This window comes from Bacteroidia bacterium (assembly GCA_023228875.1).
GTDB lineage: Bacteria > Bacteroidota > Bacteroidia > NS11-12g > UBA955 > JALOAG01.
In genome coordinates, this window is the sequence record JALOAG010000004.1 from 144510 (window position 1) to 165533 (window position 21024).

General features: G+C 35.7%; 9 protein-coding genes and 1 pseudogene. 7 read left to right on the forward strand and 3 right to left on the reverse strand.

The features are described from left to right. Position 1: 1 nt before the first annotated feature. From M0R38_06160 to M0R38_06180, 5 genes are all read left to right on the forward strand, one after another. On the forward strand, positions 2-1090 hold the full coding sequence (locus M0R38_06160) for a ferredoxin--NADP reductase (GenBank protein MCK9481327.1): 1089 nt from the start codon (positions 2-4) through the stop codon (positions 1088-1090). Between the two features lie 161 nt (positions 1091-1251). Beyond that, positions 1252-5403: a DUF5011 domain-containing protein gene (locus M0R38_06165; GenBank protein ID MCK9481328.1), complete on the forward strand. Its 4152-nt coding sequence runs from the start codon at positions 1252-1254 to the stop codon at positions 5401-5403. A gap of 38 nt (positions 5404-5441) precedes the next feature. Then, entirely contained in the window at positions 5442-9593 is a 4152-nt protein-coding gene (locus tag M0R38_06170; protein MCK9481329.1) for a DUF5011 domain-containing protein, read from the forward strand. 80 nt (positions 9594-9673) lie between these two features. After that, positions 9674-13789, forward strand: a complete 4116-nt coding sequence (locus tag M0R38_06175; protein MCK9481330.1) for a DUF5011 domain-containing protein — start codon at positions 9674-9676, stop codon at positions 13787-13789. 86 nt (positions 13790-13875) lie between these two features. Further along, positions 13876-14451 carry an START domain-containing protein gene (locus tag M0R38_06180; protein ID MCK9481331.1) on the forward strand — a complete coding sequence of 192 codons (576 nt, stop codon included), beginning with the start codon at positions 13876-13878 and terminating at the stop codon, positions 14449-14451. A 76-nt stretch (positions 14452-14527) separates the two neighbouring features. Here M0R38_06180 and M0R38_06185 read toward each other — a convergent pair whose 3' ends face one another. The 3 genes and pseudogenes from M0R38_06185 to M0R38_06195 all read right to left on the reverse strand — a co-directional run bounded on the left by M0R38_06185 (position 14528) and on the right by M0R38_06195 (position 18076). Further along, entirely contained in the window at positions 14528-15550 is a 1023-nt protein-coding gene (locus M0R38_06185) for a M28 family peptidase (GenBank protein MCK9481332.1), read from the reverse strand. Continuing rightward, the gene (cysS, locus tag M0R38_06190; GenBank protein MCK9481333.1) at positions 15547-17016 is read right to left on the reverse strand and encodes a cysteine--tRNA ligase; all 1470 of its coding nucleotides are present in this window, start codon (positions 17014-17016) and stop codon (positions 15547-15549) included. The genes M0R38_06185 and cysS overlap by 4 nt, the downstream gene beginning before the upstream one ends. An 85-nt stretch (positions 17017-17101) precedes the next feature. Next, positions 17102-18076: pseudogene (locus M0R38_06195) on the reverse strand (cysteine synthase family protein). A gap of 285 nt (positions 18077-18361) precedes the next feature. Between M0R38_06195 and pheT the strand changes: the two are divergent. Both pheT and M0R38_06205 read left to right on the forward strand, forming a co-directional pair. Beyond that, positions 18362-20725 (forward strand): phenylalanine--tRNA ligase subunit beta, encoded by a 2364-nt coding sequence (pheT, locus tag M0R38_06200; protein MCK9481334.1) that lies wholly within the window; start codon positions 18362-18364, stop codon positions 20723-20725. Then, positions 20691-21014, forward strand: a complete 324-nt coding sequence (locus M0R38_06205) for a hypothetical protein (protein MCK9481335.1) — start codon at positions 20691-20693, stop codon at positions 21012-21014. The genes pheT and M0R38_06205 overlap by 35 nt, the downstream gene beginning before the upstream one ends. Positions 21015-21024: the final 10 nt, after the last annotated feature.

Sequence of the window (21024 nt, forward strand, 5' to 3'; positions counted from 1 at the left end):
CATGACAACAATACCGGGCTTCTACAGCCTAAAAATTAAAAAAATACACAGAGAAACAGAACAAGCTGTAACCCTATTCTTTGATGTTCCTGAAATCATAAAAGATAAGTTTGTTTACAAAGCAGGTCAGTTTTTAACAATTGAAGTTGTAATTAACAATGAAAGCGTGAGGCGTTCATACAGTCTTTGCAGCGCACCATCTATAGATGAAGATTTGGCTGTAACAGTCAAAGAAGTTGAACGCGGTAAAATGTCCACCTATATTAATCGTGAGCTGAAAGAAGGTGATTTTCTCAATGTAATGCCACCCAATGGAAAGTTTGTGGTAGAGCCCAATCAAGAATCTTCGAAAGCGTATGTGTTATTTGGTGGTGGGAGTGGTATTACTCCTTTGATGGGTATTTCTAAAACTGTTTTATCAAAAGAGCCTAAGTCAAAGATTTTTTTGATTTATGCCAATCAAAACCCGAACACAGTAATTTTTAAGTCCGCCTTAGATGAATTGGCAAAACAATTTAAAGACAAATTTAAAATATTCTACTCTTATGATAAGGCTCCTTTGATGTGGTTCGGATTAAAAGGCTTTTTAACGGAATCAAGCGTAGTTGACATTTTAAAATATAAAATAGCCGGACATTATACATCTGCTCATTATTATATATGTGGACCTACCCCAATGATGGATGTGGTTATGAATGGGTTGGCATCAGCAGGAATAGAGCCTGCAAGAATACACAGTGAGTATTTTGGTTCCACCACAAAACACGATGCAAAAGTGTTAGAGTCAACAGCAGAAGGTAAAGGTGGTTTCTCAGGCAAAGCGAAAGTGAAAATTTCACTTTATGGAAAGACTACTGAGATTGAGGTAAAGGAGAATCAGACCATTTTAGATGCAGCAATTTCCGCAGGCTTACAACCCCCGTATTCATGTACAGTTGGGGTTTGTACTACATGCAGAGCCAAGGTTTTGAAAGGTCATGTTGAAATGATGGAAAGAGAAGGGTTAAGTGACTCTGAAATAGATGAAGGATATGTTTTGACCTGTCAATCCTTGCCTCGAGCTTCCGAAATTGAGATAGTTTACGAATAATTCGTAGATATATTTATAATCATTTGTGCCCTCATTGGGAGGGCTTTGCGCAATCGACTGTTTAAAGGAAAAAAATCAAAAAACATTTGGCTGTTTCATTTATTTCTTCTAATATCGCCATTTCAAAGCATAAAGAATGTATAATCTAAAAACAAACAGATATGAAAAAAATGTTTACTACGCTCAGAAACAACGCGCATCATTTTTATTTATGGATAGCCGTTGTATTATTTAGTTTTTTACCACGAATTGGTATTTCACAACAAATTGCAATTGATGATTTTATAAAAAATTCATCTCCTTATTGCAATGCTCCGCATAATAATACAGCATCTAATAACCCTTGTTCCTATCCCGGTACCGGATACAATGTTTACCTTGAAAAGATGGAGTTGGGTAATTATTATCACGATGAGGGTCCAACTTGTAGAACAATAAGATCATCTTACTCATATTTTAATGAGATGCCAATACAGTTGGTTACCAATGCGACTCCATATACACTAAAAGTTACAATTCCTCAAACTAATGTTGGTTGGGCAAGAGGAGTGGGAGTTTGGTTTGATTTTAACGGAGACAATAAGTTTTCAGATTCTGAATTTTTAGATCAAGGAGTTAATTTTTCCACTTATACTCCAAAAACTGTTTTTGAAAGAAAGATTCTAATTAATTGTGGTATGAAACCCGGTATTTATAGGTTGAGAATTAGAACAGATTATAATACTGCGTTTTCTGCATCTCAGGCATGTGTTAACCCTTATGGTTATGGTGAAACATGGGATTTTGATGTTCAGGTTATTGCATCACCAAAGGTTGAAAAAGCACCTGATTTTTTAGTTCCTGCAAATGTTTATGTAAATACCCCTGTTACTTTTAAGAATAATTCATATAAATTATCTTGGCCTTTCATTTGGGATTGGGATCTAAACGGACCCGATGCAACTACTGTTGATTATACTCTAGTGCCATTGTCCGTAGGTGCTCATTCATTAAAATTAAAAATACAAGGCTGTGGTACTTCTGACAGTGTTACCAAAACAATTAATGTAAAAACACCGTCTCAGAAACCCGGAACTGATTTTTATTCAAATAGAACTATCATCGAAGAATTTGATGAAATTATTTTGAAGGATATTTCATCTGACGGTCCTACAAGTTGGGATTGGACTATTTCAAACTCTGCATATCCTGATTTAACTAATGTGGATGGAACTCCATTGGGATTAGGCGGACGATATAATATTACCAAATTTATGTTACAAGATATGGGACTTTTTGATGTCTGCTTGAACGCCACTAATAATGTTGGTAGTTTTCAAAGATGTAAATTGCAATATATTGAGGTAGTGCCATTCTCTGAATTTAAATTAGGAGCAGGTCTTACCGCTACTTCATTAGGTTCAGGTACTATTTTTGATAAAGGAGGTCCAAATGCCAACTATCAGACTGGTGCTAATGGTGACCCATCTGTATGTCGTCTTAGAATTCAACCTTGTGGAGCAAAAACCATTACTTTAAACGTTACGCAATTTAAATTTGCACAAGTATCTCATAATTTAAAAGTGTGGGATGGTCCGAATCCATCTTTTGGAACTCCCTTACATCCAGCCGGGGGTTTTAATCCTTCAAATTCAACGCAACCTTTTCAAGTTATTGCCACCTCAGGTGCAATGTATATGGAGTTAGATACAAAAACTTCTGGTTCTACAGATAGTGGATTGATAGCAACATTTACAACCGACTATGGTGTTTTAGGTGCTCCTGTGCCATCAATTGGAATTGGCGAAAATCAGCCTGTTGCATATACTAATGCAATAACAATGATTAAGAGTACATCAAAGAATATATCTGGTATTCCTGAATATTATTGGCAAGTAGATGATGTTGATGTGCTTCCAAGTGCCTACTTAGGAGATGGAGAGGCATTCAAATACAATTTTAATACAGCAGGTACTTATAAGATTTCTTTATGGATTAAATCTGACTGTTTACAAGGTGTAGGTGATTTTGATATTTATGGTGACCCAATAGGTTCTGGATTTGTACAATATATTACGGTAGTAGATCCTACTTCACCAACAAATATTGATTTTGTTGCTAATAATAGAAGACCGGATGCTTATACTCCTATCATTGTTTCTTCAATAACTGATAAAGCTAATAAGTTCTTGTGGTCAATTGAACCTGCTAATAAATTTACGTATGATTTTGGTTCTAATAATACCAGCCAAGATTTAAGAGGATCTTTTACAGAAGCAGGAACTTATAATATTACCTTATCAGCTTGGAATAGCAATGACTCTGCAATGACAGGAGCAGTATTAACAAAGCAAGCTTATATAGCTGTTGTTGATTATTGTGTTCCAAGTGCTCAAATAGTGAGTAGCGATGTGTCTGTAAATAATGTGAAAATTAGCAGTGGAAATGATGTAATTTTTAGTCAGAACACATCATCTGGCAGTGTAGCTTATGAATCATTTATTTCTCCAAGTTCAACAGTGATTCCTATGGTTCTAGGCGGAAACTATACAGTAACTGTAACCAGAGCCTCTGTTGCTACTGAGTTATCTCATGCAGTTTTTATAGATTTTAATGGAGATGGTTTTTTTGATTCAACTGAAAGAGTATTGAGAGTAATCAATTCGAGTGATCTTTCTTCAAGTGCCGGATTCACAGTTCCGGATTTTAATGTGTCATTTACTGAATCACCTGTAAGAATGAGAGTGGTATCTGCATTCCATGATCAAGAACCTAGTGCGTGTGGTCCATTATCTGTTGGTGAATTTGAAGATTATTTAGTGAAATTAATCACTTTGAATAATACACCAATGCTTACATTAAATGGTAATTCTACTACTTATACAGAACAAGGATTACCTTATGTAGATGAAGGTGCAACTGCAACAGACAGTTTTGAAGGCGATATTTCATCAAGAATTGAAATTGATTCTGATTTAGACCCAAACACTGTGGGTATATACCACATTACATATAATGTAAAAAATTCATCAGGTGTGAGTGCTAGCCCTGTTACAAGAACTGTAATTGTAACAGCAGATAATACACCTCCTGTTCTCACTTTATTAGGTAATAATCCCGATACTATAGAAGTGTTATCTGGCACTTATTCAGAACCTGGATATACTTCAATTGATGCACTTGATGGTGATATTACGGCTCAAGTTATTGTTTCTTCTAATCTAAATGAGGATAAGTTAGGTACATATCAGATTACATATTCATCAACAGATGTAGCCGGAAATAATACTACTAAAACCAGAACGGTTGTGGTAGTTGATACTGAAGCACCTGTTATTCTGCCAATTGGAAGCAATTTAGTAGATTTAGGCAAATTCTGGTATGATCAAACTAGTGTTACTGATAACTATTGGGCTTCAAAAGATATCTATCTTACGAAAGAATATGGTGTGAATGGTCCTGTAAGATGGGATGTGAAAGGTGTTTATCAAGTGAAATATATTGCAGTAGATGGTTCAGGTAACAGCAGTGAATTAACAAGAACTTATATTGTAGATGATTATACTGCACCTATGATTTCTTTAAATACTGCAGATACAATCATTCATGATGTAAATTCACCATATACTCCGGTGCAGCCTGTTATATCAGATAATTCCTATGCTTCAAATACACTAGATGTTGAATATAATACGAATTTGAATGTTAATAAATTGGGATTGTATTCTGAGACTTATAAGGTAACAGATGGAAGTGGAAATACAACAATCAAAGCACGTTGGATTTCTGTAGTTGATAGAGTTTCTCCTTTTATCACTTCCCCTTCTATTTGCTCTAAGGTTGGTATTGATTTCAATTCAAAATCAACTCTCACTGTTACAGATAATTATTATTCTTCTGAAGTATTATATGATCTGATTCAAACAGTTTATTCTAATGTCAATCCGTATGAAGTCGGTTCTTATAACGTTACTTATTCAGTAACAGATCCTTCAGGAAATATTTCCAATATTGCTAAGCAGCAAGTGATTATTGCAGAAGATTGTGATCTTGTTACATCGGTTAACGATATACAGTCTAATTTGAGCGTTAATGTTTATCCAAATCCTTCTAATAGCGGCTTGTTTATTGTTGATTTTGGTAATTCAAAACAAAATATTTCACGTATTGATATCGTAAACAGTATTGGTGTAAAGATAGCTCAATACTCAAATGCTGAAATTGTGAACGGAAAATTAAATGTTGATATTTCTAACTATTCACAAGGAATATATGTGTTAAATGTTCAAACCGAAAGAGGTAATGTTTCAGTTAAATTAATGATGATTAAGTAGTTAAAGTAGTTTTAAACGATAAATAAAAAGTGAGTGTTATGAAATTAATAAAATTAAAAAAAGAAAATAGATTGGGAGCCATTGCAAAGAAAATGTCGCTCTTGGGGATATTATCAGTTTCATTTGGAGTAGCAACTGCTGCAATTTGGGATCCATATTGTCCTATTAGACGACCAAACACTTCTGGATATGGCTGTCAGAACAGACTTAGTATTGAGGATGTTAAAATTGAGCAGGGCGCAGACTTGATTTATTACAAGCAAGCTGATGGGTGCTCAGGTCCTGTTAATGTAAATCCTATGACAGGATCTGCTGAGTATGGTAAGATTGTAAACTATGAAAATGCACCAGTCATTTTATCAGCAGGTGGTACTTATAAAATTGGTATTACCTCATCAGGAATCAATGTTGCTGATAATGGGTATGCAGGTGCTTGGATAGATTATGATTATAGTAATACCTTTACTGATGCAGGGGAATTGTTAAATGTATCCCCAACTTCATGGTATGTGAACTCCCCTAAAGGAGCTCCGGGTGCTTATTCGTATATGACATTTACAATTCCATGTTCCGTAAAGCAAGGTTTAACCAGATTGAGAATTTCATTAGATAAAACATCCAGTCATGTTACATTAGCTAAAGGTTGTGTTTTAGTTCCTAATATTCCATCAGCATACCCTTGGTATGGAGAAACTGAAGACATTTATATTTATATATCTAAAAGCACAAAATTAGCAGTTGATTTCATAGTGCCTGCTAATATCTATGTGAACTCCCCTGTGAAATTTGCAAATAAAAACACTGTAGGTTATATCGCTCATGAATGGGATCTCAATGTTGATGGATTTGATTATACTGGCAGTGATTACACTACTGAGTTTGCAACTCCGGGCAGCTATGATCTTAAGTTACGTTCACAAAATTGTTATGGAATTGATAGTATTACAAAAACTCTAAATGTAATTGCACCTACCGCAAAACCCACAATTGATTTTATCGCAAGCTCTACTACAGTTGACATAGGAGACGAATTAGTTTTGTATGATATTTCTGATAACGGACCTGTTTCTTGGGATTGGCAATTAAACAATCCTATTCAACCTCTTTATGATTTAACCAATATTGATGGAACCGCAATAGGATACCTTGGTAAAACTAACCAAATTTTGTTTACAATGAATAATCTTGGAAAATTTGATGTGTGTTTAACTGCAACTAATGGACAAGGATTTTCAAGTAAATGTAAACCTCTGTATGTAACAGTTCAAACTCCTTCTAATATCAGATTAGGTATTGGTGATAATACCACGCAATTAGAAAAGGGAAATATTTATGATAGAGGTGGTGTTGCAAATAATTACTCTACTGGCGTCTTAGGTAAACCTGCAAACAATAATTTGTTGATTCAGCCATGTGGAGCAAAAGAAATATCTTTAACAATTTCTCAACTGAAGTTTGCTGATAATGCTCATGGATTAAGAGTTTGGGATGGTACTAGTTCAAGTGGAACACCTCTACACCCTTCAGGCGGTTTTAATATGGCAAATAGTAGCGTTCCATTTACAATTAAAGCTACCTCAGGTGCGATGTATATTGAATTAAATACATCCGAAGGAGTTGCTACTGATAGTGGACTGATAGCTTCTTTTGAATCTGTCTTGGGAAATGCTACCCCTCCTTCACCGTCTTTTGATTTCTATATTAATGGTCAAACCAAAGCATTTACCAATGCCATTACAATGTTCCATAGTACCTCTAAAAACCTTTCAGGTATTCCATCTTATGGTTGGTATGTTGATGGTGTTGCAGTACCTCCATCTAATCTTACAGAAGGAGGCAGTGTATTAAATTATGAGTTTACCGCTACAGGAACTTATGATGTATGTTTGATGGTAATGACTTGTGCCGGTGATTCAATGATTTGTAAAAGTGTAAATGTGAGCAACCCATCAGGAACAGCAATCTTACAGATTGATGCAGATAATGTTAGACCCCAAGTGAATGAAGTGGTTTCACTTTCAGGAATGTCAAATATTGCGAGTAAATTCAAATGGGAAATTGTGCCTTTAGATTATGTTATAGTGCCACCATATACTCTGAATTCTAAGGATCTTCAAGTACAATTTACAACACCTGGTGCATATAATATTAGATTAATGGGTTGGAATACATTGGATTCTGCAGGAACAGTTCGTTCTGTTGTTAAAGACTCATTTATTAAAGTTGTTAACTATTGTCAAGTTTTCTCAAATGTAATTTCTGAAGATGTTGGAAATAATAAGTTAGTAATTAAAAATGCTAATAACCATGTAATATTCTCTCAAGAAAGCTCTACTGGACAGACTGCATATCAAAACTTTACTACTGACCAATATGAAGTGATCAATCTAACTGCAGGTGGACATTATAATCTAAGTATGTCAAGAGCTACAAATTATAATAATGTTTCAAGAGCAGCATATATTGACTGGGATGGTGATGGGGTGTTTACTAATAGTGAAAGGATTGTATATTCTTTTAACTCACCAGATAAAGATTTTTCTGCTGATTTCCAAGTTCCTGATGTAAGCCACTTAATTTTAGGAAAAGTTAGAATGAGGGTTATTACTTCACACTCTACTTTACCATTTTCACCTTGTCAAGATCTGAGTGCTGGCGAAATTGAAGATTATAGTGTAAGACTAATTGCTTCTACGCATACTCCTAGTATCACACTTGCAGGTGATCAAACAATCTATTTGGACCAAGGTGCAACTTTTGTTGACCCAGGTTATTCTGCATACGACCCAACAGAAGGTGATATCACTTATAGAGTAGTATCTAGTACAAACTTAAATGTGAATGTAATTGGAATGTATTATGTACGCTATAATGCAGTGAATGCAAGTGGAATTGCAGCTGAACAAAAAGAGCGCATTGTAATTGTAATGAAAGATAATATTCCTCCTGTAATTACTATGTTAGGCAGCAATCCTGATTATTTAGAAGCAGGAACCGGTAGTTATTCTGACCCGGGTGTTACTGCTTATGATAATATTCAAGGAGATGTTACTGATTTAGTTGTTGTTGCTGGAACAGTTAATCATAATCAATTAGGTTCTTATACCGTCAATTATTCTGTTTATGATAATAGTGGAAATTTAGCATCTATGGACAGGGTTGTAGAAGTGGGAGATCAAACTCCTCCAGTGATTCATGTTGTCGGTGGAACAAACATTAAACTTGGTTCTGTTTGGACTGATATGACTTATGCATCAGATAACTTCTGGTCAGGTTCTAATCTAGTACTATCTAAAACCTACGGATTTAATGGTCCTGTAAATCAAAATGTAAAAGGTATTTATGAAGTATTTTATAAGGCTACAGACGGCTCAGGTAATGTTACCACTTTATCTCGTATTTACACTGTTGGCGATTTTGTTGCACCTACAATTCTTCTAAACACACCTGATACTGTTTATCATGATGTCAATACCCCATATACTTCTGTTAACCCAACAATTTTTGATGACCAAACAGAATTCAATAATCTTTCTATTTTCAAAACCGGAAACGTAAATCCATATACACTTGGTACTTATACAGAAACATTCCGTGCTATTGATGAAGTAGGAAATCAAAATGAAAAGGTTAGAACCGTGATAGTACTTGACAGAATTGCTCCATCTATTGTTACCCCTTATATTTGCACTCCTCAATTTAATGTGTATAATAATCATAGCGGAGTAATAGTAGAAGATAATTACTATTCTGCAGATGAACTTATGCCTTTTATTCAAGTTATTTATAGCGATGTAAATATTTTCTTTGAAGGAATATATAAGAATCTCTATGTTGTAACTGACCCTTCCGGTAATAGAAGTGAAGAAGTGTGGAGAGTTGTCGAAGTGAATAGAGATTGCGATGTGATTTCATCTGTAAATAATATTCAAAATGATGTTTTGGTCAATGTTTATCCTAACCCCAATAATGGTGTGTTTGAAATCGATTTGGGCAAAGTAACTAATAGGGTTGAAAATATAGAAGTATTTAATTCCGTTGGAGAGAGAGTTATGAATATAAATAATTACTCTCTAAAGAATAATGCGGTGGTGTCTGTTGACTTGTTTGATTATGCAACAGGTGTCTATTCTGTAAAGATATCAGGAAAAGATTTAAGTATTGTTAAACGAATAATTATAGTAAAATAAATCAAATTCATAATACCCCGCGCAATCTGGTGCGGGGTATTAACCTAAAATAAATTAAACAAAAAATATTATATTGGCTTATGAAAATCTCAATTACAAAAATAGCTATTAAGAATCTAAAGAAACTTAGTGTCAGTATTGTTTGGGCAACAATGTTAATTGTACTTATGCCCACTCAAGTCTTTTCACAAAATCCATTTGACCCTTGGTGTGGTTGGCAAGACCAAACTAATGGCGGCACAACAACAAATTATATGTCTGCCATTGAAGATGTAATATTAATGGAGGGAGATAATATTATTTACAAAAAAGCTCCTGATGGTTATCAATATGGCGGATCTAATCCATCCCACTGCGGGCATGTTGTTAATACTCCTGCTACTGCAGTTACACTAATGACGGGTGTTACTTACAAACTTGGTGTAACCTTATCTAATGTAATGAATAACTATGCGAATAGTAATTTTGGTGCTTGGATAGACTATGACATTAGTAAAACTTATGAAACAGAGGAATGGATTCTTCCTACTTCTTCTTTTATAAAACTAAACCAAACTCCCGGTAGTGGGAAGCCGGGAGATTTTGGATGGATAACTTTTACTGTTCCTTGTACTGCAAAACCCGGACTTACAAGATTGAGAATTAAATGTGGATATACTTCAGGTAATGTGGCTCCTAGTAATGGATGTGCTAATACATATTCTATTGCGCTTTACGGAGAGGCTGAAGATGTTTATTTGAATGTACTTAATCCTTCAATTCTAAAAGCAGATTTTATTGTACCATCTGTACTTTGGGCAAATGCACCTCAGATTATTTATAATAAATATCCCAAACAAGCTCTCTATAGATGGGACAAAGGATTCGGGTATGACTTTTCGGGTGATGATTATGCTACTATTTTCCCCGGATCCGGAAAATACAAAGTAAAACTTAGAGCCGATAACTGTTTAGGATGGGATACTATTGTTAAAACTGTCGTTGTAAAAGATATCCCATCTATTCCATCTGCTAACTTTGCAGCTAATAGAAACCGTTTGACCGAAGGTGATGAAGTTACATTATATGACTTATCTACCTATGCACCATATAAATGGGATTGGAGAATTACAAACCCCACTGATGCAAGTTATTTAATGGATAATTCAGATATACTACGAGGAAAAAGCTGGGATGGAAGTTTTTATAATGCAGTTTTTCAATTCTTTGATTTAGGAGAATTTAATGTTAGTTTAACTGCAACAAATGTGAATGGTCCGAGCATGAGCAATAAGAGCAAATACATTAAAGTCTCTGCTTATACGGATATTCTTCTTGGAAAAGGTACCACCCAGACAGAATTTGGTAGTGGACGTATAGTTGATGGTGGTGGTGTAAATGACAAATACCCAATAGGGGCACAAGGGAAACCTAGCATAAATAGATTGCTTATTAAGCCTTGCGGAGCGAAAGCAATAACTTTAACAATAGAGAACTTTAAAATGGGCAATAGCAACCATAAGTTGATGATTTGGGATGGTGATGATAAGACGGGCACTCCTTTGCATCCTGAAGATGGATTTAAAATGTCAAATATTACTTTACCTGCTTCAGTTACAGCACATTCAGGAGCAATGTATGTGGAGTTTGATGCTTCTGCACCCGGCAGCGATGAAGGATTCATTGCTTCGTTTGAGACCGAATATGGTGCAACCAATCCTGCAATTCCATATTTTGAGCAAATTCAACCTAAACAAGCTTATGCAAGAGCAGAAGTGAATTTTGAAGGAAGTGTTAAAAATTTGTATGGTTTAAATCAAGTTGCATGGACTGTTGATGGATTTGAAGTAGCACCTTCGCTAATCAATGGTGATAAAATGAGATATACCTTTGTTGATCCGGGTGATCATAAAGTATGTTTAGAAGTAAAAAGTTGTACAGGAGATTCAACATTCTGCAGAACAGTGAGTGTATTGGAACCCACAGGTAAAACCTCACTTGACATTGTTACTTCAGATGATAGACCCGCAGTAAACCAAGTTATTGCATTGGATGGTATTGTTGATAAAGCAGATAGATTTACATGGCATATTGTTCCAAATACATTCCAACTCTACTCCGGTAATTTATTAGGCAAACACCCGAATTTAAGTTTCACAAAAGCAGGTACATATTCAGTTTCATTAAGAGCATGGAGTAGCACCGATTCTGCCGGATCAGTTAGTTTCCTTGTAAAAAATAATTTTATTGTTGCTGTTGAACCTTGTATCCCGGCAGCTAGTGATGCCAACGAAGATGTATCTAATAATACTTTAAATGTTTATGATGATAATAATAATTTAATTTTTAATCATTACTCTACAGGTAATGTTGGATATGCGTCATTCTTAACTCCTACGGATCCTGCAATTAACTTAATCTTTGGAAAATCATATACTGTTGAGATGGGACGTAATTCAACTGCTGATACTGTATCTAGAGCAATCTATATTGACTTTAACTCTGACGGAACTTATGATGCAAGTGAGTTGGTTTTACATGAAGTAAAAACTAAGAATGCAACTGTTAGTTCTTCTTTCACTGTCCCTTCAATTGACAATACCTATTTTGGAACTACACGCCTAAGAACAATTGTAGCCTATGGTGCAACAGACGAATTGTTAGCTTGCGGACCCGGTATTTTGGCTGAATATAAGGACTATAAAGTTACTTTTGTTAAAAATCCTGTACTTCCTGTAATTACTTTGAATGGTGATGATACGGTTAGAGTTGAAGCAGGTTCATCTTACTCTGATTTAGGTGCAACTGCTTATGATGTGATTGACGGAGATTTAACCTCTGCTATTGTTTCTTCAACCAATTTAGATATGAATCAAGCTGGTATTTATTTCTATAAATATAAAGTAAGAAACTCGTCCGGTGTTACTGTTGAAAAGACCCGTGAAATTTACGTTCTTTATGACCAAACCGCTCCTGTTCTAACATTAAATGGAAATTTAGTTGACACAATAGAAGTGAATTCAACTCCTTATAATGATCCATGGGGAACAGCTTTCGATAATATTGATGGCGATGTTACAGCTCAAATTACAGTTTCCGGAAACGTTGACTATACTGAATTGGGTGCTTATACGCTAACATATTCTGTGTCAGATGTTCAAGGTAATACCTCTACTGCTACAAGAAATGTTCATGTAGTTGATAGAACTGCTCCTGAGTTTGTTTTCTTAACAGGCGAACAAATACAGTTAGGTAATTTCTGGTATGATCAAACTACAGCAGTAGATAATTATTGGGGAGCGAATAACATAGACTTTAAAGTAGTGTATGGTGTAAACGGTCCTGTTCAATGGGATGTGCCCGGTACTTATCCAACTACTTACAAAGCAACAGATGGATCAGGAAATTATAATGAGGTAACAAGAAATTATGTTGTGGGTGATTTTATTGCTCCAACTGTAATTTTAAATACTCCTGATACTCTTGTACATCAAGTAAAAGCAGTATATGTAAAAGTGAAACCAAGTATCTATGATAATTATTATCCTACATCACAGTTGACTATCTCTGAAACATCAACTGTTAATCCTGATGTAGTAGGTTTGTATAAAGAAGAATATACTGTTACAGATCCATCTTCTAATACAACTGTTAAAACTCGTTGGGTGAAAGTCGTTGATACTAAAGCTCCTGTTATCTCAGGTGCTGATTTCTGCACTAAACCAGGTGTTGATTTTAACCTAATGACCGGCTTGCAAATTAATGATAACTACTATACTGAAGGAGATTTGTTGCCTTTGGTTGAAGTTGTTAAATCTAACTTAGATGTTTGGTTTGAAGGCAGATACTATATTACTTATAGTGTTACTGATCCTTCCGGAAACAAATCATTGTTTTTTACTCGCAATGTGTTTATTGACGAACAATGTGATTTAATTACTTCTGTTGGAAATGTTGATGCTAACGAATCTAATTTCAATGTTTATCCTAATCCTAACTCCGGTAAATTTACTATTGACTTTGCAGGAATGGGACAAGATGTAAACAAAATTGAGGTGATGAATTCAGTGGGTGCTGTCATCACAACTATTGATGTAGCTCAAAATCAAGAACATGTTGAAGTTGACCTTAGCAATGAGGCTGCAGGTATTTTCTTGATTAGACTTACTGCACCGAATGGAAATAACTCAACTAAGAAAGTTATTGTAAATAAATAGTAATAGTGTATTGTTTCATATAAAGATGAAAAAGCCCCTTGATTTCAAGGGGCTTTTTTTTATATTAGTGGTTCATATTATCTATTATGAAAACACTAAAGCTATTCTTGTTTATTTTGATACCGTTTTTAGGTCTGTTTATAATCGTACCGCCATGGAAAACCGAATATGAAAAAAATGGTATAACAGTTAGTACACGCAAGTTAGAAGGATATAGTATTAAAGAATTTAAAGGAGAGACACGCATGCATACAAACCTTGGAAGCCTTGTCAGGATTTTTGAGTCTGTTCCTACTTATCAAATGTGGGCATATAATTGTAAAAATGCAGCGATGGTAAGAAAATTTAATGCCAACAAAGGCAGAGTTCATGTTGTTTTAAAGATGCCTTGGCCAATTAAGAATAGAGATGTGGTGTATGATTATGAGATTATTCAAAATAAAGTGACCAAAACGGTTGTTATGAATGTACAATCTGTTTCTGATAGCACAATTGCCACTAATGGAAATGTCAGGATGAAATTTATGGAAAGCACTTATATTCTTACACCTCTTGCAAACAATCTGACGAATGTGGAATTCTCAAGCATATCAGATCCTGATGTCGGCATACCCATTTCGGTCATAAACCTTTTTATTGCCGATGCACCCTATTATACTTAGTGAATCTAAGAAAGATTGTTGAATCAAAAGATTTTACTAAGAAAAAGGTAAAATATATTCAGGATTTTGAGTAATTCTAATGTGTGTGCCCCTCTTCATATACCACTTTAATTACAGTTTTAGCTACTGCTTCTAATGTATGTATGCCAATATTATCAAGGTTATCATCTTGTGTATGCCACGTGTGTCCAAATGAGCTGATACCATCTGGATCATAGTTAATAATATCAATCATAGGTATATTTCTATGTTTCATCACATAATAATGGTCGTCAATAATGGCACCGCGTCTGGTATTAATGAATATGTCTCCAAATCCAAGACGATAGGCGCTATTCCATACTTTGTCCACAATATTGCCTGCAAATCGCCAAGAGTTTTCTTCTATTGCGAACTTACCATTTTTGTCTCCTACCATGTCCAGTAATATTCCATATTTTGGAAAATAATCACTCTTGTGTGGGTTTTGTGCCCAATATTGAGAGCCTAAACAGTAGCTATCTTCTACTCTGCCTGTTGAATCGCCCCAGTCCTCTGCATCGAAGAATATAATATCTATTCCATAATTGGGTTCATAAATAGCCAATTGACGTGCAATTTCCATCAACACTCCTACACCACTCGCACCATCATTTGCACCATCAATAGGTTTGTTTTTTTGTTTTGAATCCATTTCTGCAAATGGGCGTGTATCCCAATGTGCAGCAAGCAAGATTCTATGTTTTTTTTCAGGATAAAAACTGGCAATAATGTTTCTAATCGGAATAGTATGCTTGTCAAATGTCTGTGCTGTTGATTGTTGTTCTGTAACTTCAGGGACGTTAGGTCCAAAGGATTTAAGTTCTTTTACTAAAAAATCACCGCATAGTTTGTGTGACCGTATTCCAGGTACACGTGGTCCAAACTCAACTTGTTTTTTTATATAGTAATAAATGGAATCAGTATTGACAGGTGGAATAAAGATTGTTTTTGAACTATCTAAAGCCTTAGCATTATTGTTGACAGGAGTATTATTCGTAGGTTGAGGTGCAGGTGTACAAGCTCCTATGATTATCATAATAATAAGTGAGATGCTTGCAAATGTTGTTTTGCTATTCATTTTAGTGTAAATGTTGTTCCTTCCTTGGAATCTTTAATTTCTATTCCCAAGTTATTCAAACGTTCTCTTATGGAGTCAGAAAGTGCATAGTTTTTATCTGTCTTTGCCTGACTTCTTAAATCGAGTAGTGCCATAATTAATTCTTGCTCAAGATTTGCACCGGTATTTTTGTCTTCAGAATTTAATCCTAAGATATCAACTACAAAAAGTTTGAATCCCTTTCTTAAAATGTCAAGATTTTGTGTATCTATACTTTCTAAACCGGCTTTAAGTGAATTGATTGCTTTAACTGCCTCGAATAAATGCGCAATTAGTATAGGAGTATTGAGGTCGTCATTGAGTGCATCATAACAGTTTTGTTGCCAAATTGAGGCGTTCCAACCATTTCCTGTTGCTTTGATTTCATCTAATACCTGCAACGCATTCATAAGTCTTTCGAATCCTTTGCCGGCTGCCTGAAGTGCTTCATTAGAAAAGTCTAGTGTGCCTCTGTAATGTGCTTGCAGAATAAAGAATTTAAGATTCATTGGACTGTAAGCCTTTTCCAATAGGGGATGGTTACCTGTAAAGAAATCTTGTACCATAATTCCATTGTTAAGAGACTTAGCCATTTTTTGTCCATTAATGGTAATCATGTTGTGATGCATCCAATATTTTGCAGGAATTTTTCCTGTACAACCTTTGCTCTGTGCAATCTCGCTTTCATGGTGCGGAAATAATAGGTCTAAACCTCCTCCATGAATGTCAAATTGTTCACCAAGATATTTGGCGCTCATTGCAGAACACTCAATATGCCATCCTGGAAACCCATCACCCCATGGAGATTTCCATTTCATGATATGGGTTTTGTCTGCCTGTTTCCACAACGCAAAGTCTTCGGGATTTCTTTTGCCTTCTTGTCCTTCAAGAGTGCGCCTAGATGAACCAGCTATCAGTTCATCTGTGTTTCTACCGGATAATTCACCATAGTTATAATCAGAGCTATACTTTGCAACATCAAAATATACTGATCCTTGAGAAACATAAGCATATCCTTTTGAAATGAGTTTCTCAATCATCTCAATTTGCTCTATGATATGTCCACTTGCCCTTGGTTCTATACTTGCGGGGAGAATATCAAGTGCATGCAACATTTGATGATAAGAATAAGTATATTTTTGGGCTATCTCCATTGGTTCTAATTTTTCCAAAAGAGCTTTCTTTTGAATCTTGTCATCACCATCATCGCTGTCATTTGTAAGGTGTCCAACATCTGTAATGTTGCGTACAAATCGGACTTTGTAGCCTAAGTGCAAGAGATAGCGGTGTAATATATCAAATGTTAACGGTCCTCGTACATGCCCTAAGTGTGGTTCTCCATATACTGTCGGACCACATAAATATATTCCTACATGATTAGATGTCAGTGGTATGAATGTTTCAACTGTACGGCTCAGCGTATTATAAATTGCGAGTTTCCCTTCCATTACGTTTTAGCGTTGCAAAAATAGGATTATTTAAGAATTGGGGGGAGGTTTAGCTGTTATACTTTGGATTCAAAGAGTGGAATTATAAAAAGCCCATATTTTGCATCCATTCGTCATTAAACGCTTTGCCTACATAACGGCTGCCATGATCATGCAAAATAACAACTACCACATCGGTTGGCTTAAACCTATCTTTCATTTGAACCACCCCTGCGACCGCACTGCCGGCTGAGTTTCCGGCTAAGATGCCTTCTTCTCTTGCCAATCTTCTTTGATAGAGTAATCCGTCTTTATCTGTTACTTTTTCAAAATAATCAATCACATCAAAGTTGACACATTCGGGGATGATATCCTCACCTATGCCTTCAGTAATGTAGGGATGGACTTCTTTCTCATCAAAAATTCCGGTTTCGTGATATTTTTTAAGCGCAGAGCCATAGGTGTCCACACCCCAAATTTTAATATTTGGATTTTTTTCTTTGAGGTATTTACCTGTGCCTGAGATGGTGCCTCCTGTGCCCACTCCAACCACTAAATGGGTGATTTTACCATCCGTTTGCTCCCATATTTCCGGTCCGGTGGATTCATAGTGTGCTTGAGGGTTACTTTGGTTATTGTACTGATTTGCATAGAAACCGTTTGGAATTTCTGTACTTAATCGCTTTGACACCGAATAATATGAGCGTGAGTCTTCCGGTGGAACATCAGTTGGGCATACAATTACTTCGGCTCCCATTGCGCGAAGTATGTCTGCTTTCTCTTTGGATTGCTTTTCGGTTGTAACAAAAATGCACTTATATCCTTTGATAACACCAGCGATTGCTAAGCCCATTCCGGTGTTGCCACTGGTGCCTTCTACAATTGTGCCCCCGGGTTTTAACAACCCTTGTTTTTCGGCATCTTCAATAATTTTTAGTGCCATTCGATCTTTGATTGAATTTCCGGGATTAACGCTTTCAATCTTAGCCAACACCAAAGCTGGTACTTCTGCTACAATTTTATTGAGTTTAACAAGTGGCGTGTTGCCAATAGTTTCAAGGATATTCTGATAATAATGCATCGCGACAAAGATAATTGACTAATGATAAACTTTACATGTGGAGTTGCAGTTATATCCATGCGCTAACTGTGATTCAATTATGGTAGTTTTATGTTTGCTAAATGGTTGCGTCTATTGCTGCCTTGCAAAGAACTAATTCTAAAGGGGAAATGTAGGTGGTTAATAATATTACAGTGAACTAAAAGTGTAAATTTGGTTTTAAAATTACTGTTCCCCAAGGACGTAAATTCCTCGCAAAAACCCTTTAACTTCGCACGCTTAAATAGAGGGTTAAAGCGTTTTTTAATGAAGATTTCATACAATCATTTTTTACAACATATCAATCCGGGTGTTTCACTTGAGGAAGTTTGCAGATTATTGACGGATTGTGGGTTAGAAGTAGAAGGAACTGAAAAATTTGAATCCGTTAAGGGTAGTTTAAGGGGCTTAATTACCGGTTTGGTGATAAGTAAAGAAAAACATCCGAATGCAGATAAACTGTCATTAACTAAAGTAGATATTGGCGCAGGAGAATTGCTTTCAATTGTCTGTGGTGCGCCAAATGTGCAAGCAGGTCAAAAGGTTGTTGTAGCTCCTGTGGATTGCACTGTTTATCCAAAAGAAGGCGAACCTTTTGTCATTAAGAAAGCTAAGATTAGAGGTGAACTTTCTGAGGGGATGATTTGTGCAGAAGATGAAATAGGTTTGGGAGATGGGCATGATGGAATTTTAGTTTTGGATGAGAAAACTCCGATTGGGAAACCTTTGCAAGATTTATATACAGTTATAGAAGATACGGTTATTGAGATAGGGCTTACTGCCAACAGGGGAGATGCAGCTTCACACAGGGGGACTGCCAGAGATGTGTCTGCGTTGTTAGACGTGCCTTTAAACCCATTGCCTGAAGTTAAACTTCAATTTCAACATCAAAAGCCTATAGAGGTCTCTGTTGAGTGTCCTGAGTTCTGTCCTCGATATTCAGGAGTCCTTATCAAAGGCGTTACAGTCAAAGAAAGTCCAAATTGGTTGAAAAATTTCTTGCAAGCAATAGGTATTAACCCCAAAAACAATATTGTTGATATTACAAACTTTATCTTGCATAGCATTGGACAACCGCTGCATGCTTTTGATGCGAATAAAATCAAAGGCGATAAAGTCATTGTAAAGTTAGCACAAAAGGATTCGGTTTTTGTAGGGTTAGACAATGAAGAACACAAACTGTCAGGTGCTGAGTTGATGATTTGGAATAAAGATGAACCAATGGCAATGGCAGGAGTGATGGGAGGGCGAAATTCCGCAGTTGCTGCGCACACAAAGGATATATTTATTGAGAGTGCCTATTTTGAACCCGGTATGGTTCGCAAAACAGCAAAAAATCACGCTTTGAATACCGATTCTTCATTCCGCTTTGAACGAGGTACTGACCCGCATGGTACTATCCATGCGTTGGAATTAGCCGTATATTATATTTTACAAGAAGCAGGCGGTTCAGTAGCATCTGAATTAATAGATGTTATTTCTGAACAACATATTCCAAAACCTGCTACGGTTAGCTTACATAACGCTGAAATTGAAAGGATTTGTGGTATTCATATTCAAAAGGAAAAGGTCGAAAGTATTTTGCAAAGGTTGGGAATTACAATCGTAAGTAATGGTAAAGACAAATGGGAATTGTCTATTCCTCCATTCAAATCTGATGTAACTAGAGAAATTGATGTAATAGAGGAAATCATTCGTATTTATGGTTTTGAGCATATTCCGTTAAATGAAACAATGCAAATTTCATTGCCTAAACCTTTGAGCAACACACAGATGGCATTACACAAGAAATCCAAAATTGCACAATATTTACGTAGTAGAGGATTTCATGAAATGCAAACAAATTCAATGACAAAATCAAAATTCTTTCACCCAGAAGATAGTACTGTCATTAATGTAAAAAACCCTCTGTCTGCGGATCTAAGTGTAATGCGCCAATCCTTGATTCCCGGTGTCTTGGAAGCAATCGCATATAATCAAAAACGCAAAGCAGAAAGTGTACTCTTGTTTGAGTATGGTAAATCATATAAGAAAAAAGAGGAGGAGAAATACGTAGAATCTAATCTATTGTGTATTGCAGCTTCAGGTATTACACACCCTCTAAGTTGGGAAAGTAAGCCTCAACAAGCCAATGTGTTCTTTCTCAAAGGAATCTTGTCCGGGTTAGCCAATCTATTAGGATTGCACGAGATTAATGAGAAAAACGGGTTAATTTATTTGGGTAGTCCTGACATTGGATGGATGAAAATAGCAGATTGTAAAGCCCCTACGGTTGTTGCAGAAATCAATTTAGATAAATTGATAGGCACATCACAAAAACGAAAATTCGTGTTAGCTGAGTTGCCTAAGTTTCCTTCTGTTAGAAGGGATTTGAGTTTGGTTATTGACAAGTCAGTATCTTTTGACCAAATCAGTATGATTGCATATAAGTCAGAAAATAAATATCTCAAAGACCTCTTTGTATTTGATGTTTTTGAAGGTAATCCATTGACCGAAGATAAGAAGTCATATTCAATTGCATTTCTATTGTTAGACGCAGAAAAGACCATGAGTGACAATCAGATTGACAGCATTATGAATAGATTAATAACTAATTTTGAAAAAGAAATCGGTGCAAGTATCCGAAAATAAAATATCAGAATTTGAACAACAGCTTTTACCTGTTTTAGAGTCGCTCCAAAGAGTCAAGTCTTCTATTGCCCAACTGAAAAAAGAAAAGCAAGAATTAGAAAAGGAGAATATTCATTTGAATAAATTATTAAAAATTCAAAAAAACACCATCCGAGACCTTGAAGAAAGTTTGAAAACAAAAAAGGTGGCAAAACTTATCAGTTCAAAAGATAACACAACGGCCAAGCATACATTGAACGCCTTAATATCAGAAATTGAGCGTTGTATTAAATTAGTGCAGGCACAATAAAGGTGCAATC